The organism is Erwinia amylovora (assembly GCF_017161565.1).
Taxonomy (GTDB): Bacteria; Pseudomonadota; Gammaproteobacteria; order Enterobacterales; family Enterobacteriaceae; genus Erwinia; species Erwinia amylovora.
The window spans coordinates 3,025,436-3,041,926 of sequence record NZ_CP066796.1 but is presented as its reverse complement, the minus strand read 5'-3'; the positions used below and the strand labels follow the sequence as shown (position 1 = coordinate 3,041,926).

Annotated in this window: 12 protein-coding genes and 2 pseudogenes; 8 read left to right on the top strand and 6 right to left on the bottom strand. The window is 55.7% G+C overall.

Translation table 11 applies throughout. The features are described from left to right. Positions 1 to 2 precede the first annotated feature (2 nt). From ileS to carB, 7 genes and pseudogenes are all read left to right on the top strand, one after another. The gene (ileS, locus tag JGC47_RS13900; RefSeq protein ID WP_004159766.1) at positions 3 to 2,819 is read left to right on the top strand and encodes an isoleucine--tRNA ligase; all 2,817 of its coding nucleotides are present in this window, start codon (positions 3 to 5) and stop codon (positions 2,817 to 2,819) included. Further along, entirely contained in the window at positions 2,816 to 3,325 is a 510-nt protein-coding gene (gene lspA, locus JGC47_RS13895) for a signal peptidase II (RefSeq protein WP_004159765.1), read from the top strand. Before ileS ends, lspA begins: the two co-directional genes overlap by 4 nt. A gap of 3 nt (positions 3,326 to 3,328) precedes the next feature. After that, positions 3,329 to 3,799: an FKBP-type peptidyl-prolyl cis-trans isomerase gene (gene fkpB, locus JGC47_RS13890; RefSeq protein WP_004159763.1), complete on the top strand. Its 471-nt coding sequence runs from the start codon at positions 3,329 to 3,331 to the stop codon at positions 3,797 to 3,799. Further along, positions 3,780 to 4,733, top strand: coding sequence for a 4-hydroxy-3-methylbut-2-enyl diphosphate reductase (gene ispH / locus JGC47_RS13885; RefSeq protein ID WP_004159761.1), 954 nt, complete (start codon positions 3,780 to 3,782; stop codon positions 4,731 to 4,733). Before fkpB ends, ispH begins: the two co-directional genes overlap by 20 nt. A 260-nt stretch (positions 4,734 to 4,993) precedes the next feature. Continuing rightward, a complete protein-coding gene (gene dapB / locus JGC47_RS13880; protein WP_004159760.1) occupies positions 4,994 to 5,815 on the top strand; it encodes a 4-hydroxy-tetrahydrodipicolinate reductase in 822 nt (273 codons plus the stop codon). A 469-nt stretch (positions 5,816 to 6,284) separates the two neighbouring features. Beyond that, positions 6,285 to 7,433 carry a glutamine-hydrolyzing carbamoyl-phosphate synthase small subunit gene (gene carA / locus JGC47_RS13875; protein WP_013035859.1) on the top strand — a complete coding sequence of 383 codons (1,149 nt, stop codon included), beginning with the start codon at positions 6,285 to 6,287 and terminating at the stop codon, positions 7,431 to 7,433. Between the two features lie 14 nt (positions 7,434 to 7,447). After that, a pseudogene (gene carB / locus JGC47_RS13870) lies at positions 7,448 to 10,671 on the top strand (carbamoyl-phosphate synthase large subunit). 133 nt (positions 10,672 to 10,804) lie between these two features. On the opposite strand, the pseudogene JGC47_RS13865 reads toward carB, so the two are convergent. After that, positions 10,805 to 11,418: pseudogene (locus JGC47_RS13865) on the bottom strand (LysE family translocator). A 189-nt stretch (positions 11,419 to 11,607) separates the two neighbouring features. Between JGC47_RS13865 and folA the strand changes: the two are divergent. Continuing rightward, complete coding sequence (folA, locus tag JGC47_RS13860; protein ID WP_004159756.1) at positions 11,608 to 12,090, top strand: type 3 dihydrofolate reductase; 483 nt, start codon at positions 11,608 to 11,610, stop codon at positions 12,088 to 12,090. A gap of 41 nt (positions 12,091 to 12,131) precedes the next feature. On the opposite strand, the gene apaH is transcribed toward folA, so the two are convergent. The 5 genes from apaH to surA are packed head-to-tail and all read right to left on the bottom strand — an operon-like array spanning position 12,132 to position 16,441. Then, positions 12,132 to 12,956 carry a bis(5'-nucleosyl)-tetraphosphatase (symmetrical) ApaH gene (gene apaH / locus JGC47_RS13855; protein ID WP_004159755.1) on the bottom strand — a complete coding sequence of 275 codons (825 nt, stop codon included), beginning with the start codon at positions 12,954 to 12,956 and terminating at the stop codon, positions 12,132 to 12,134. Positions 12,957 to 12,969: 13 nt separating this feature from the next. Beyond that, a complete protein-coding gene (apaG, locus tag JGC47_RS13850; protein ID WP_004159754.1) occupies positions 12,970 to 13,347 on the bottom strand; it encodes a Co2+/Mg2+ efflux protein ApaG in 378 nt (125 codons plus the stop codon). After that, complete coding sequence (gene rsmA / locus JGC47_RS13845) at positions 13,344 to 14,171, bottom strand: 16S rRNA (adenine(1518)-N(6)/adenine(1519)-N(6))-dimethyltransferase RsmA (protein WP_004159752.1); 828 nt, start codon at positions 14,169 to 14,171, stop codon at positions 13,344 to 13,346. The genes apaG and rsmA overlap by 4 nt, the downstream gene beginning before the upstream one ends. Beyond that, positions 14,164 to 15,156, bottom strand: a complete 993-nt coding sequence (gene pdxA, locus JGC47_RS13840) for a 4-hydroxythreonine-4-phosphate dehydrogenase PdxA (RefSeq protein ID WP_013035861.1) — start codon at positions 15,154 to 15,156, stop codon at positions 14,164 to 14,166. Before pdxA ends, rsmA begins: the two co-directional genes overlap by 8 nt. After that, positions 15,146 to 16,441 (bottom strand): peptidylprolyl isomerase SurA, encoded by a 1,296-nt coding sequence (gene surA / locus JGC47_RS13835; protein WP_004159750.1) that lies wholly within the window; start codon positions 16,439 to 16,441, stop codon positions 15,146 to 15,148. Before surA ends, pdxA begins: the two co-directional genes overlap by 11 nt. Between the last annotated feature and the right edge of the window lie 50 nt (positions 16,442 to 16,491).

Sequence of the window (16,491 nt, the reverse complement as noted above, 5' to 3'; positions counted from 1 at the left end):
TGATGAGTGACTATAAATCTACCCTGAATTTGCCGGAAACGGGGTTCCCAATGCGTGGCGACTTAGCCAAACGCGAACCTGGCATGCTGCAACGCTGGTATGATGACAAGCTCTACAGCGTCATCCGCGAAGCTAAGAAAGGGAAAAAGACCTTTATTCTGCACGATGGCCCCCCTTACGCTAACGGCAGCATTCATATTGGTCACTCGGTTAACAAGATTCTTAAGGACATTATCGTTAAGTCGAAAGGCCTGGCGGGCTATGACTCGCCTTATGTCCCGGGCTGGGACTGCCACGGTTTGCCGATTGAGCATAAAGTCGAGCAAACCATTGGTAAGCCGGGTGAGAAGGTCAGCGCGGCGGAATTCCGTGCCGCCTGCCGTGAATACGCCGCCCGGCAGGTAGAAGGCCAGAAAGCGGACTTTATTCGTTTGGGCGTGCTGGGTGACTGGGATCGTCCTTACCTGACGATGGACTTCAAAACCGAAGCCAACATCATTCGTGCGCTGGGCAAAATCATCGGTAACGGCCATCTGCACAAGGGGGCCAAGCCGGTACACTGGTGCATGGACTGCCGCTCTGCGCTGGCCGAAGCGGAAGTGGAGTATTACGATAAAACCTCCCCTTCCATTGATGTGATGTTCAATGCCGTGGACAAAGACGCGGTGCAGGCCAAATTTGGCGCTGCCAGCGTTGACGGTCCGATTTCACTGGTTATCTGGACTACCACGCCGTGGACCATGCCGGCCAACCGTGCCATCGCCCTGCATCCTGAATTTGAGTATCAGCTGGTGCAGATTGAGGGGCGTGCGCTGATCCTCGCTAAAGATATGGTCGACAGCGTGATGAAGCGTGTTGGCGTGCCGCAATGGACCGTGTTGGGCAACGTGCAGGGTGCGGCGCTGGAGCTGATGGGCTTCCGGCATCCGTTTCTTGCCCAGGTTTCTCCGGTGGTTCCTGGAGAGCATGTGACGCTGGAAGCCGGTACCGGTGCGGTTCACACCGCTCCAGGCCACGGGCCGGACGACTATGTTATCGGTCAGAAGTACGGGATTGAAACCGCCAATCCCGTCGGGCCGGACGGCAGCTTCTTGCCGGGAACTTATCCAACGCTGGACGGCGTAAACGTATTTAAAGCCAACGATATAATCGTCGAGCTGCTGCGTGAGAAAGGCGCACTGCTGCATGTTGAAAAACTGCATCACAGCTACCCGCACTGCTGGCGTCACAAAACCCCGATTATCTTCCGCGCCACGCCGCAGTGGTTTATCAGCATGGATCAGAAGGGGTTGCGCGCACAGTCACTGAAAGAGATTAAAGGCGTGCAGTGGATCCCGGACTGGGGCCAGGCGCGTATTGAATCGATGGTCGCCAGCCGCCCCGACTGGTGCATCTCGCGCCAGCGTACCTGGGGCGTGCCGATGGCGCTGTTCGTGCATAAAGACACCGAGCAGCTGCACCCGGATTCGCTGGAGCTGATGGAAAAAGTCGCCGTGCGCGTAGAGCAGGACGGTATTCAGGCGTGGTGGGATCTCGATGCCCGCGAGCTGATGGGCGCTGATGCGGACAACTACGTGAAAGTGCCCGATACGCTGGACGTCTGGTTTGACTCGGGTTCCACCAGCTATTCAGTGGTTGAGGCGCGCCCTGAATTTGGCGGCAATGCGCCGGATATGTATCTGGAAGGTTCCGATCAGCATCGTGGCTGGTTTATGTCATCCTTGATGATTTCGACCGCGATGAAAGGCAAAGCGCCCTATCGCCAGGTACTGACGCACGGTTTCACCGTTGATGGTCAGGGCCGCAAGATGTCAAAATCGCTGGGCAACACCGTCAGCCCGCAGGACGTGATGAACAAGCTGGGCGCGGATATTCTGCGCCTGTGGGTGGCATCGACCGACTATTCGGGTGAAATTGCCGTTTCCGACGAAATTCTGAAACGCTCTGCCGACAGTTATCGCCGCATCCGTAATACCGCGCGTTTCCTGCTGGCCAACCTCGCCGGGTTCAATCCTGAAACCGATAAGGTCAAGCCCGAAGAGATGGTGGTGGTTGATCGCTGGGCGGTCGGCCGTGCGCTGGCGGCACAGAATGACATCATTGCCTCATACGAAGCTTATGATTTCCATGAAGTCGTGCAGCGCCTGATGCAGTTCTGCTCGGTTGAAATGGGTTCTTTCTACCTGGATATCATCAAAGACCGCCAGTACACCGCTAAGGCCGATGGCCTGGCGCGCCGCAGCTGTCAGACTGCGCTGTGGTACATCGCCGAAGCGCTGGTGCGCTGGATGGCCCCGATCATGTCCTTCACCGCTGATGAAATCTGGGGCTACCTGCCAGGCAAGCGCGCGCAGTATGTGTTTACCGAAGAGTGGTTTGACGGCCTGTTCAGCCTGGCGGATAACCAGCCGATGAACGATGCCTACTGGGCTGAACTGCTGAAAGTGCGCGGTGAAGTGAACAAGGTGATTGAGCAGGCGCGTGCTGACAAGCACGTGGGCGGTTCGCTGGAAGCCAGCGTAACGCTGTATGCCGATGCCCGGCTGGCGGATAAACTGAGCGGCCTGGGTGAAGAACTGCGCTTCGTACTGCTGACATCGGGGGCCGAAGTGGCAGATTACGCGCAGGCTCCCGACAATGCCCAGCAGAGTGAAACGGTAAAAGGTCTGAAAATTGCCTTGAGCAAAGCGGAAGGCGAGAAATGCCCACGCTGCTGGCACTACACTGGCGATATCGGCCAGAATGCCGGGCAGGCTGAAATGTGCGGCCGCTGTGTCACTAACGTCGCTGGTAGCGGCGAAGAGCGTAAGTTTGCATGATGAAAAAATCCGTTCTTTCAACCGGACTGCGCTGGCTGTGGCTGGTGCTGGTGGTGATTGGCATTGATTTTGCCAGCAAGCAGTGGATTATGAATAATCTGATGCTGCACGAATCGATGTCGGTAATGCCGTTCTTCAACTTCTTTTACGCTCACAACTACGGCGCGGCGTTCAGTTTCCTTGCCGATAAAGGTGGCTGGCAGCGCTGGTTCTTTGCCGGCATTGCCATCGCTATTGTTGTGGTGCTGCTGGTGATGATGTATCGCAGTAAAGCCAGCAACAGGCTGAACAACATCGCCTATGCGCTGATTGTTGGCGGCGCGCTGGGTAACCTGTTCGATCGGGCATATCATGGCTTCGTCGTCGACTTCATCGACTTTTATGTCGGTGACTGGCACTTTGCGACATTCAATATTGCCGACTGCGGCATCTGTATTGGTGCTGCATTGATCGTACTGGAAGGGTTTATCAGCCCGGCCAGTAAGCAGTCTGAGCATAAAGGGTAGTGCATGACTGATTCAGTACAAAGTAGCAGCGCGGTGCTGGTGCATTTCACGCTAAAACTGGCGGACGGTTCTACGGCGGAATCCACGCGTAATAATGGTAAGCCGGCCCTGTTTCGTCTGGGCGACGGGAGCCTGTCGCACCGGCTTGAAAGCCATCTGGTCGGGCTTGCCGTTGGCGGTAAGGCGGCGTTCGCGCTGGATGCACAAGACGCGTTTGGCAGTATCAGCCCGGATCTGATCCAGTATTTTTCGCGTCGCGACTTTGTTGATGCCGGAGAGCCAGAAATTGGTGCCATCATGCTGTTCAGCGGCATGGACGGCAACGAAATGCCGGGGGTGATCCGTGAAATCTCCGGCGATTCCATCACCGTCGATTTCAACCATCCGCTTGCCGGACAAACTATTCACTTCGACATCGAAGTGCTGGAAATCGATCCGTTACTGGAGAAGAGCAATGCAGATCCTGTTGGCTAACCCGCGTGGCTTCTGTGCGGGCGTTGATCGCGCTATCAGCATCGTCGAGCGTGCGCTGGAGATGTATGGCGCCCCGATCTACGTGCGTCATGAAGTGGTACATAATCGTTACGTGGTCAACAGCTTGCGTGAACGCGGTGCAATCTTTATCGAAGAGATCGAAGAAGTACCGGATGAATCAATTCTGATTTTCTCCGCTCACGGCGTTTCACAGGCGGTGCGAGCTGAAGCCAAAGCGCGTAAGTTGACGATGCTGTTTGACGCGACCTGTCCGCTGGTCACCAAGGTGCATATGGAGGTGGCGCGTGCCAGCCGCAGGGGCACCGAGGCAGTGCTGATTGGTCATGCCGGTCACCCGGAAGTCGAAGGCACCATGGGGCAATATAATAACCCGCTTGGCGGCATGTATCTGGTTGAAAAGCCGGAAGATGTGTTAAAGCTTCAGGTGAAGAGCGAAGATAACCTGTGCTTTATGACGCAAACCACACTGTCGGTTGATGATACCAGTGATGTGATCGACGCCTTGCGCGCTCGTTTCCCTAAGATTGTCGGGCCGCGCAAGGATGATATTTGCTATGCCACCACAAATCGTCAGGAGGCGGTACGCAACCTCGCGCGTGAGGCCGATGTGGTATTGGTCGTCGGTTCTAAAAACTCCTCCAACTCCAACCGCCTGGCGGAGCTGGCTCAGCGAGCAGGCAAGCCGGCGCGGCTGATTGATTCCGCGGAGGATATTCAGGAAGCGTGGGTGGAAGGGGTGAGCTGCGTTGGCGTCACAGCCGGAGCGTCCGCGCCGGATATTCTGGTTCAGCAGGTGATACAGCGGCTGAATGAACTGGGTGGCGAGGATGCCGTTGAGCTGGTCGGGCGGGAAGAAAACATTATTTTCGAAGTGCCGAAAGAGCTGCGAGTAGCGGTTCGGCAGCTGGACTAATTTCTCCGGGGCGCGAAAATAGCGCCCCGCTTTTTTGCCTGCATCGCGCAATGACTTTCATCATATACCGATTGCGTTGCTGCCTGTTTACCCTCTCTGGCTTTCCCTTTTTCCTCATCTCGAAAAATCTGTTTTACTGATAATCATCGCGCTCTGGCGTAAAATCCTAATAACAGGTGGTTAATGGTGGCGCAGGGGTTAACGCATGATTAACCTGTAAGCGTTGTACAGGCACAGATATCAGTCAGGAATGAATAATTATGAGTAATGCAGAAATCCGTATCGCCATTGTAGGAGCAGCAGGGCGTATGGGACGTCAGCTGATACAGGCAACTGAGCAGGCTGAAGGGGCGCGTTTGGGGGCTGCACTGGTACGCAGCGGTTCATCACTGGTTGGAAGCGATGCCGGAGAGCTGGCTGGCTGTGGCGCATTGGGGATTACCATCACCGATAACCTTGAAGCGGTGGCCAATGACTTCGACGTGCTTATCGATTTCACGCGTCCGCAAGCCACGCTGCACTATCTGGCGTTTTGCCGCCAGCATCAAAAAACGATGGTGATCGGCACCACCGGTTTTGACGACGCCGGCAAAGCCGCCATCGAGGCAGCAGCGCAAGAAATTGCTATCGTCTTTGCCGCCAACTTCAGCGTTGGGGTGAACCTGGTGCTCAAGCTGGTGGAAAAAGCGGCCAAAGTGATGGGCGAATATGCGGATATCGAAATCATCGAAGCGCATCATCGACATAAAGTGGATGCGCCATCCGGAACCGCGCTGGCAATGGGGGAAGCCATTGCCGACGCGATGAACTGGGACCTGAACCAGCATGCGGTGTACGCCCGTGAAGGCTTCACCGGAGAGCGCGAAGCGCAGACCATTGGCTTCGCCACCGTTCGTGCCGGTGATATTGTCGGCGAGCACACGGCGATGTTTGCAGATATTGGCGAACGTGTCGAAATCACCCACAAGGCATCAGATCGTATGACCTTTGCCAAAGGCGCTGTTCGTGCGGCAAAATGGCTTGGTGCTAATAAAGCAGGTCTTTATGGTATGAGAGATGTGCTAAATTTGCATGGCTTATAGTTGCATGGCACAGTTTTTAACAGGCTGTCTTTCCGTTTAGGTTTATGATTTAAAGGGTGATATAGATATTGCCCTTTTTTTATCTTGTTAAAATAATGCTTTGTTGCCTTTATCAACACAAGGCTTGTATAAGTGATAATTTAGTCAGTTACTGAGCCTGTAAAAACGCTATTTCTGACCATTTGGTCCACTTTCTGGCCCACGCGCGCCGACATTCCGTAAAAGATTGCAGACAACCGATTTTATCAGCCGGATATGTTATGTTTTCAGAGTTAATCTTCCGATTTTTACTTCAATGAGCTAAAAAAAGGTGAAAAACGGCCTTGCAGGGTAGACATTATCAGGGGCGATCATTAGAATGCGCGCAATTTGCCAAAAACTGAGCAGTCAGGCAGTTTTGACATTGATTTTGGCCAGGTTCCTGAATTAATATGCAGATATTATGACTGTTTATTCCCCGGAGGATGTTTTGATTAAGTCAGCGCTTTTGGTTCTGGAAGACGGAACCCAATTCCACGGTCGGGCCATAGGGGCAACCGGATCGGCAGTGGGAGAAGTTGTTTTCAACACTTCAATGACCGGTTATCAGGAAATCCTCACTGATCCTTCCTATTCCCGCCAAATCGTCACTCTTACTTACCCCCATATCGGCAATGTCGGCACCAACTCCGCAGATGAAGAATCGACTCAGGTTCATGCAGCAGGGTTGGTTATCCGCGATTTACCGCTGATTGCCAGCAACTACCGCAATGAAGAAGGGCTGTCGGAATATCTGACCCGCCACAACATTGTCGCTATTGCCGATATCGATACGCGCAAACTGACCCGTCTGCTGCGCGAAAAGGGGGCACAAAACGGCTGTATTATTGCCGGAGAGGCGCCGGATGCCGCCGCCGCTCTGGAAAAAGCGCGCACGTTTCCTGGCCTGAAAGGCATGGACCTGGCGAAAGAAGTGACCACCCCGGATGCCTATACATGGCTTCAGGGCAGCTGGACGCTGGAAACGGCGCTGCCAACGGCGAAAGCAGAAGGTGAGCTGCCGTACCATGTGGTGGCTTACGACTATGGCGTGAAGCGTAATATCCTGCGTATGCTGGTCGATCGCGGCTGCCGCCTGACGGTGGTTCCGGCACAAACCAGCGCAGAAGAGGTGCTGAAGCTCAATCCGGACGGCGTGTTCCTCTCTAACGGCCCGGGTGACCCGGAGCCGTGCGACTACGCGATCACCGCGATTAACCGCCTGCTGGAAACGAATATTCCACTGTTTGGCATTTGCCTCGGTCATCAGCTACTGGCGCTGGCCAGTGGGGCTAAGACGGTGAAAATGAAACTCGGCCACCACGGCGGTAACCATCCGGTTAAAGACCATGATAATAATACGGTCATGATCACCGCGCAGAATCACGGTTTTGCCGTTGATGACAGCAATCTTCCGGCCAATCTGCGCGTCACCCATACCTCACTGTTTGACCACACGGTACAGGGCATTCACCGCACCGATAAAGCGGCATTCAGCTTCCAGGGCCATCCGGAAGCAAGTCCTGGCCCGCATGATGCTGCCCCGTTGTTCGATCACTTTATCGAACTGATTGACGCTTACCGTTCGACTGCCAAATAATCAGGAGCGAAGAAATGCCAAAACGTACAGACATAAAAAGTATCCTGATCCTTGGTGCTGGCCCGATTGTTATTGGCCAGGCCTGTGAATTTGACTACTCGGGTGCGCAGGCGTGTAAGGCGCTGCGCGAAGAGGGTTACCGCGTCATCCTGGTCAACTCCAACCCGGCAACCATTATGACCGACCCGGAAATGGCCGATGCCACCTACATCGAGCCGATCCACTGGGAAGTGGTGCGCAAAATCATAGAAAAAGAGCGCCCGGATGCGGTACTGCCGACGATGGGCGGTCAAACCGCGCTCAACTGTGCGCTGGAGCTGGAACGCCAGGGCGTGCTGGCTGAATTCGGCGTCACCATGATCGGCGCTACCGCCGATGCCATTGATAAAGCGGAAGATCGTCAGCGCTTCGATAAAGCAATGAAGAAAATCGGTCTCGACACCGCGCGTTCCGGCATTGCGCATACCATGGAAGAGGCGCTGGCGGTGGCCGCGGATGTTGGCTTCCCGTGTATTATTCGTCCCTCCTTTACCATGGGCGGCACCGGCGGCGGCATTGCCTATAACCGTGAAGAGTTCGAGGAGATCTGCGAGCGCGGTCTTGACCTGTCGCCGACCAATGAGCTGCTGATCGATGAGTCGCTGATTGGCTGGAAAGAGTACGAAATGGAAGTGGTGCGTGATAAAAACGACAACTGCATTATCGTCTGCTCCATTGAAAACTTCGATGCGATGGGCATCCACACCGGTGACTCAATTACCGTTGCGCCGGCACAAACTCTGACCGATAAAGAGTATCAAATCATGCGTAACGCCTCGATGGCGGTGCTGCGTGAAATCGGCGTGGAAACCGGCGGCTCTAACGTTCAGTTCTCGGTCAACCCGGAAAATGGCCGGTTGATCATCATTGAAATGAACCCGCGCGTCTCGCGCTCCTCGGCGCTGGCTTCAAAAGCCACCGGCTTCCCGATTGCCAAAATTGCCGCCAAATTGGCGGTGGGCTATACGCTGGATGAGCTGCTGAACGATATCACCGGCGGCCTGACCCCGGCCTCGTTTGAGCCGTCCATCGACTATGTTGTCACCAAAATCCCTCGCTTTAACTTTGAGAAATTTGCCGGGACTAACGACCGTCTGACCACGCAGATGAAATCCGTGGGGGAAGTGATGGCGATTGGCCGTACCCTGCAGGAGTCAATGCAGAAAGCGCTGCGCGGCCTGGAAGTCGGCGCGCACGGCTTTGACCCGAAAGTCGACCTGAACGATCCTGAGGCGCTGGCCACCATCCGTCATGAGCTGAAGGATGCCGGTTCTGACCGTATCTGGTATATCGCCGATGCCTTCCGCGCCGGACTGACGGTGGAAGATGTTTTTGCCCTGACCAACGTCGATCGCTGGTTCCTGGTACAGATTGAAGAGCTGGTGCAGCTGGAGCAGCAGCTGGCGCAACAGGGCGTTAGCGCGCTTACTTACGATTTTCTGCGCACGTTGAAGCGCAAAGGCTTTGCCGATGCGCGCCTGTCGGTGCTGGCCGGCGTACCTGAAAGTGAAATCCGTCAGCTGCGCGAACAGCACAACCTGCACCCGGTCTATAAGCGCGTGGATACCTGTGCGGCGGAGTTCTCCACCGATACCGCCTACATGTACTCGACGTATGAAGAAGAGTGCGAGGCTCATCCAAATCAGGACCGTGACAAAATCATGGTGCTGGGCGGTGGGCCGAACCGTATCGGCCAGGGCATCGAGTTTGACTATTGCTGCGTGCATGCCTCACTGGCGCTGCGCGAAGACGGTTTCGAAACCATTATGGTCAACTGCAACCCGGAAACCGTTTCCACCGACTACGACACCTCCGACCGCCTGTACTTTGAGCCGGTCACGCTGGAAGACGTGCTGGAAATCGTGCGCATTGAGCAGCCGAAAGGGGTGATTGTGCAGTACGGCGGTCAGACTCCGCTCAAGCTGGCGCGCGCGCTGGAAGCGGCAGGCGTGCCGGTGATCGGCACCAGCCCGGATGCGATTGACCGCGCTGAAGACCGCGAACGTTTCCAGCAGGCGGTTGAGCGCCTCGGCCTGAAGCAGCCGGCAAACGCTACCGTGACCGCCATCGATATGGCCGTAGAGAAAGCCGCGATTATTGGCTACCCGCTGGTGGTGCGCCCTTCGTACGTGCTGGGCGGCCGCGCAATGGAAATCGTCTATGACGAAACCGACCTGAAGCGCTACTTCAACACCGCCGTATCGGTATCCAACGATGCGCCGGTGCTGCTGGATCGCTTCCTTGACGATGCGGTTGAAGTCGACGTTGATGCCATCTGCGATGGCGAACAGGTGCTGATTGGCGGCATTATGGAACATATCGAGCAGGCTGGCGTGCACTCCGGTGACTCGGCCTGTTCATTGCCCGCTTATACGCTGAGCGCAGAAATCCAGGACGTGATGCGTCAGCAGGTGGAAAAGCTGGCGTTTGAGCTGGGCGTGCGTGGCCTGATGAACGTGCAGTTTGCGGTCAAGGATAATGAAGTTTACCTGATTGAGGTCAACCCACGCGCCGCCCGTACCGTACCGTTCGTCTCCAAAGCGACCGGTATGCCGCTGGCGAAGGTGGCCGCACGCGTGATGGCGGGTAAAACGCTGGCCGCGCAGGGCGTGACCAGAGAGATCATTCCACCGTATTACTCGGTTAAAGAAGTGGTACTGCCGTTTAACAAGTTCCAGGGCGTTGACCCGATCCTCGGCCCGGAAATGCGGTCAACCGGCGAAGTAATGGGCGTGGGCCGTACCTTTGCCGAAGCATTCTGCAAAGCGATGCTTGGCGCACAAAGCAATATGAAAAAAGCGGCCGTGCGCTGCTGTCGGTGCGCGAAGGCGATAAAAAACGTATCGTTGAGCTGGCGCAGCGCCTGCAGGCGTTCGGCTTCGAGCTGGATGCCACCGCTGGCACCGCGTCAGTGCTGAAGGCTGCCGGTATTGAGGTACGTCAGGTGAACAAGGTGCATGAAGGTCGTCCGCATATTCAGGACCGCCTGAAGAACGGCGAGTACGCTTATATTGTCAACACCACTGCCGGGCGTCAGGCGATTGAAGACTCGAAGCTCATCCGCCGTAGCGCCCTGCAGTACAAGGTTCACTATGACACCACGTTAAACGGCGGCTTTGCCACCACCACCTCACTGAACGCCAGCGCCACCGGGCAGGTGATTTCGGTGCAGGAGATGCATGCGCAGATCGTCGGCTAAATCCAGCTAGCGGGGAAATGCTCCCGCTCAGGTGATGATAACCAGGCATGTAAGCGGCCATAAAAAAAGCCCTCCCTGTTAACCAGGGAGGGCTTTTTTAGGCCAGAAGAATATGGCAGCGCCGTGACAACCGTCAGGACAATGCGACTTTAATCCCTAACGCAATCAGCACGCCGCCAAGCAGTTTGTCCACCACTCGCTGGGCTTTAGTTAACCCACGACGTACCGGACCGCTTTGCATCAGCATCACCAACAACGGCCACCAGATGGACGACAGGCCCAAGATAATACCGGCATACAGGAGCTTTTCGCTGATGCCTGAATTGACGTCCAATACCTGAGTAAAGATCGACAGGAAGAACAGCGTGGCTTTCGGATTCAGTAAATTGCACAGGTAGCCTTGCAGGAAAGCTTTTTTTAGCGAGGTCTCTTCCTGTACGCCATTGTTGAAGTTAATTTTACCGTTACCGCGCGACATAATTGCCTGAATACCAATATAAATCAGGTAGGCAGCACCGGCGTATTTCAGCAGCATAAACAGCCACGGCGTGGTGGTGATCACCACCGCCAGTCCGGCGACGCAGTAGGCCATGTGCGTGGCAACGGCGCAGTTGACGCCCAGCGCGCTCATCATCGCGGCGCTGCGGCGGTAACGAGCGGCGTTTTTAACGATCAGGAAAAATCGGGTCCGGGTGAGAGCATCCCGAGCACCACGATGGTGGCAACAAATAAGCCGGTTTCTAACATAGCGATAGTCCGTGGTGAATGAATCGCAGAATTTTAGCATGCCCGCCTGATTTCAGCGGAGAAAAACATCAGCGGGTTGACGAAAGCGCTATCTTGATAAACCTTTACCTAATTACTCCTGCTTAGCTATCGACGAAAGTTTCGCCTTTACGTATGATGGCGCCAATTTTATCCCCTGTTGAGTTTTATATGATGATTAGCCTGATTGCGGCCCTGGCGGCCGATCGCGTAATTGGTATGGAAAATGCCATGCCGTGGCACCTGCCAGCCGACCTGGCGTGGTTTAAAAAGCAGACGCTGAATAAACCGGTGATCATGGGACGCCGTACCTGGGAATCCATCGGCCGCCCGCTGCCGGGTCGTCTGAATATTGTGATCAGCCGTCAAAAAGGCGTTGCTGAAGGCGTGACCTGGGTGACGACGATCGAAGATGCGTTGAAGGCGGCAGGAGAAGTGCAAGAGCTGATGGTGATCGGCGGTGGGCATGTTTATGAACAGCTGCTGCCGCAAGCTGACCGCCTGTATCTGACGCATATTGATGCTGAAGTGGAAGGTGACACGCATTTCCCGGACTACGAGCCGGATGAATGGCAGTCGACTTTTAGCGAGTTTCACGATGCCGATGAGAAGAACTCGCACAGTTTCTGCTTTGAGATCCTCGATCGCCGCTAATCCCCTGACGGACCTGCTTTCAGGTCCGGCTTTCAGGCTGACTACAGCTGTTTTTCTCGTTGTGATGGCTGTGTGAACATCTGTTTATCTTCCCAGCGCATCATCGTCAAGTTGCCCCCCCAGCAGCAGCCGGTATCAAGGCCGATAATCCCTTCTGGCGTACCCTGGCCTTCCAGTGACGCCCAGTGACCAAAGACAATGGTGTAGTCGCGTGAGACCGGGCCTGGAATGCTGAACCACGGTTTTAACGGCGGCGGCGCGCTGTCTGGGGACTCTTTGGCAATCATGTCCAGCTGACCATTCGGGAAGCAGTAACGCATGCGCGTCAGGGCATTGGTGCTGAAGCGTAAGCGGGCGAGTCCGCTCAATTCCGGTGACCAGTTGTTCGGCATATCGCCGTACATCGCATTAAGAAACAGCGGATAGGTATCGCTGCTCAGTACCGCTTCGACCTCGCGTGCACAGGTCTGCGCGGTGTCAATATCCCACTGCGGCGTGATCCCGGCATGAGCCATCACCAGCTTTTTTTCATTATCGATTTGTATCAATGGCTGGCGACGCAGCCAGTTAATCAGCTCATCGACGTCGTCAGCTTCCAGCAGGGCGCTGAGGCGGTCTTTCGGTTTATTGCGGGCGATGCCGGCGTAGACCGCCAGCAGATGCAGATCGTGGTTTCCCAGAACCAGCTTTACGCGGTCGCCAAGGGCGCGCACAAAGCGCAGAACGTCCAGCGATCCTGGCCCACGGGAGACCAGGTCGCCGGTTAACCACAGCTGGTCGGTTTCAGGGGCAAATTGCACCTGATCAAGAAGCGATCGCAACTCAGTGTAGCAACCGTGGATATCGCCAATTAGGTAAGTGCTCATGCATCAAGCCGGGTTAGTGGATATGGGTGGCAATCGCCAGACGGAACACCGGAATGTCCACGAGAAAGCTTTCGTTATCGGCATCGATCATCTGATAGTGGCCCTGCATGGTGCCGATGGGCGTTTCCAGAACGGCACCGCTGGTGTACTGGTATTCGCCGCCGGGTTCAATATGCGGCTGTTCTCCCACCACACCTTCTCCCTGAACCTCAATTTCGCGGGCGTTACCGTTAGTGATCAGCCAGTAGCGGCCAATCAGCTGCACTGCAATACGCCCCACGTTACGAATGGTAACGGTGTAAGCAAACACGTAGCGTTCTTCATCAGGCGCAGACTGCGACTCAACATAGGCGCTTTGTACCTGAACACAGACTCGGGGCGTATCGTTCATAGGGGGTTCTCCTGCGGCTGAGGATGTGCAGTCAACCAGTTAGCCAGCTGGCAATATTGCGCAACGGTGATGTTTTCTGCGCGCAATGTCGGGTCGATATTCATCTCTGCCAGGACGTCAGTGGTGAACAGGTGACCGAGGCTGTTGCGCAGCGTTTTGCGGCGCTTACCAAAGGCTTCCGTGGTGATGCGGCTCAGAGCGCGAATATCGTCAACCGGGTGCAGTGGCTGTGCATAAGGCATCAGGCGTACCACCGCAGAGTCCACTTTCGGCGCCGGGGTGAAGGATTCGGGTGGAACCTCCAGTACCGGGATCACCTGGCAGTAATACTGCGCCATTACCGTCAGACGGCCATAGGCTTTGCTACCCGGCCCGGCAACCAAACGGTTGACCACCTCTTTTTGCAGCATGAAGTGCATATCTTTGATCGCACCGACATAGCTAAACAGATGGAACATCAACGGCGTGGAAATGTTGTACGGCAAATTACCAAAAACGCGTAATGGCTGACCTTTTTCCTGTGCCAGGGCAGCAAAATCAAAGGTCATGGCGTCCTGCTGGAATATCGTCAGCTTAGGCCCGAGAAACGGATGGCTTTGCAAACGCGCGGCAAGGTCGCGATCGAGTTCGACAACCGTCATGCTATCCAGCCGCTCTCCCACCGGTTCGGTCAATGCGCCGAGACCAGGGCCGATTTCAACCACCGCTTCACCGCGCTGAGGGTGGATGGCATTGACAATGCTGTCGATAATATACTGATCGTTCAGGAAGTTCTGTCCAAAACGTTTGCGGGCGAAGTGCCCCTGGTGAACGCGACTATTCATTACTGCTCTTAATCATGGTAATGGCGAGGTTAAGCGCCGTCTTAAAGCTGCCCGCATCGGCCTGACCGCTACCGGCCAGCTCAAGAGCCGTGCCGTGGTCAACAGACGTGCGGATAAATGGCAGACCAAGGGTGATATTCACCGCCCGACCAAAGCCCTGAAATTTTAGCACCGGAAGCCCCTGATCGTGATACATCGCCAGCACGGCATCGGCATGTTGCAGATATTTCGGCTGAAACAGCGTATCGGCAGGAAGCGGTCCGGTTAGCTTGATCCCACGCTGGCGAAGCTCGTCCAGCGCCGGAATCATTACATCAATCTCTTCACGGCCCATATGGCCGCCCTCGCCAGCGTGGGGATTGAGACCACAAACAAAAATATGGGGTTCAGCCAGGCCAAACTTACTTTGCAGGTCGCGGTGCAACACGGTGATGACTTCATGCAGCGTGGCGCGGGTAATACTGGCCGCCACGTCTTTCAGCGGCAGATGCGTGGTTGCCAGCGCAACGCGCAGCTCCTCCGTTGCCAGCATCATCACCACGCGCTCACAGCCCGCGCGATCGGCGAAAAATTCGGTATGCCCGCTGAATGCAATGCCGGCATCATTGATCGCTCCCTTGTGCACCGGGCCAGTGACCAGTGCGGCGAACTCGCCGCTCAGGCAGCCGTCACAGGCGCGGGCAAGGGTTTCCAACACGAAGTGACTGTTATCCACGCACAGCCTGCCCGCGCTAACCGGCTGGGCAAGGCGCGCGGGCAGAACGGTAAGCGAACCGGCCCGCTGCGGCCGGGCGCCGATCCCCTGCTGGTACTGACGCAGCGTAAGGGGTAAATGCAAAGCTGCCGCGCGGGCGCGCAGCAGCTCAGGGTCAGCACAAACTACCAGTTCAACCGGCCAGTCTTGCTGGGCCAGTTGAACCACCAGATCGGGGCCAATGCCGGCGGGTTCACCGCTGGTGACGACAACGCGTTGCTTACTGAGCATTGGCATCCAGGATCTTGACGTAGGCAGCAGCCCGTTCTTCCTGCATCCAGGTTTGGGCTTCTTCGGCGAATTTACGGTTAAACAGCAGCCGGTAAGCTCGTTCTTTTTTCGCCGCGTCGGTTTTATCCACTTTGCGGGTGTCCATCAGCTCAATCAGGTGCCAGCCGAATGAGGAGTGAACCGGATCGCCGATTTGGCCTTTTTTCAGACGCAGCAGAGCATCACGGAATGCCGGATCAAAAACTTCAGCCGAGCTCCATCCGAGATCGCCGCCCTGGTTTGCTGAACCCGGGTCCTGTGACAGCTGTTTAGCCGCAGCGCTAAAGGTCAGCTTGCCGCTTTTAATATCACTGGCGACCTGCTGCAGTTTCTGCCGTGCCTGATCGTCGGTCATGATGGGTGAAGGTTTCAGCAGGATGTGGCGGGCATGGACTTCGGTCACCGAAATGCTCTGGTTATCACCGCGCATATCGTTCACTTTCAAAATATGAAAGCCAACGCCGGAGCGGACAGGGCCGATAATATCGCCTTTTTTCGCCGTTACCAGCGCCTGAGCAAACAGAGACGGCAGCTCCTGGATGCGCCCCCAACCCATGTTGCCACCTTTCAGCGCCTGAGGATCGGCAGAGTGAGCAATCGCCAGTTTACCGAAATCGGCACCGCCTTTGGCTTCGCTGACCAGCTGCTTCGCCAGGTTTTCCTGGTCGTCGACCTGCTGCTGCGTCGGGTTTTCCGGCAGTGGCAACAGGATGTGGCTGATATTCAGTTCAGTACCGGCACTGTTCTGCGAGGCCAGTTGGCTTGCCAGCGAATCGACCTCCTGGGGCAGGATAGTGACTCGGCGGCGAACTTCGCTATTACGCACTTCCGAGGTGGCCATTTCCTTGCGGATCTGCTCACGATAGCTGGCATAGTTCATGCCGTCATAAGCCAGACGGCTACGCAGCTGGTCAATGCTCATTTTGTTTTGCTGGGCAATATTTGCAATCGCCTGGTCGAGCTGGGCATCGCTGACCTGCAGGCCAGCCTGCTTTGCTTTCTGCAGCAGGATATTGTCCATCACCAGGCGTTCCAGAATCTGGTGACGCAAGGTTCTGTCATCCGGCAACTGCTGACCAGCCTGCTGTGCCTGACCTTTTACGGACTGCATCATGCTGTCCAGATCGCTTTCCAGAACCACGCCGTTATTCACAACAGCGGCAACTTTATCTACAACTTGCGGGGCTGCGAACGCGGTGCTGGCTGTCAGAGCGGCACCGAGGATCAGCATTCTCCAGTTATTCATACTTTTTCCATTCTTCTATCCGCACTGCGGGTTGGCATTCTAAAGACACA

Coding starts and splice junctions, on each gene's coding strand:
- ileS (WP_004159766.1), top strand. CDS start 3: ATGAGTGACTATAAATCTACCCTGAATTTGCCGGAAACGGGGTTCCCA.
- lspA (WP_004159765.1), top strand. CDS start 2,816: ATGATGAAAAAATCCGTTCTTTCAACCGGACTGCGCTGGCTGTGGCTG.
- fkpB (WP_004159763.1), top strand. CDS start 3,329: ATGACTGATTCAGTACAAAGTAGCAGCGCGGTGCTGGTGCATTTCACG.
- ispH (WP_004159761.1), top strand. CDS start 3,780: ATGCAGATCCTGTTGGCTAACCCGCGTGGCTTCTGTGCGGGCGTTGAT.
- dapB (WP_004159760.1), top strand. CDS start 4,994: ATGAGTAATGCAGAAATCCGTATCGCCATTGTAGGAGCAGCAGGGCGT.
- folA (WP_004159756.1), top strand. CDS start 11,608: ATGATGATTAGCCTGATTGCGGCCCTGGCGGCCGATCGCGTAATTGGT.
- apaH (WP_004159755.1), bottom strand. CDS start 12,956: ATGAGCACTTACCTAATTGGCGATATCCACGGTTGCTACACTGAGTTG.
- apaG (WP_004159754.1), bottom strand. CDS start 13,347: ATGAACGATACGCCCCGAGTCTGTGTTCAGGTACAAAGCGCCTATGTT.
- rsmA (WP_004159752.1), bottom strand. CDS start 14,171: ATGAATAGTCGCGTTCACCAGGGGCACTTCGCCCGCAAACGTTTTGGA.
- pdxA (WP_013035861.1), bottom strand. CDS start 15,156: ATGCTCAGTAAGCAACGCGTTGTCGTCACCAGCGGTGAACCCGCCGGC.
- surA (WP_004159750.1), bottom strand. CDS start 16,441: ATGAATAACTGGAGAATGCTGATCCTCGGTGCCGCTCTGACAGCCAGC.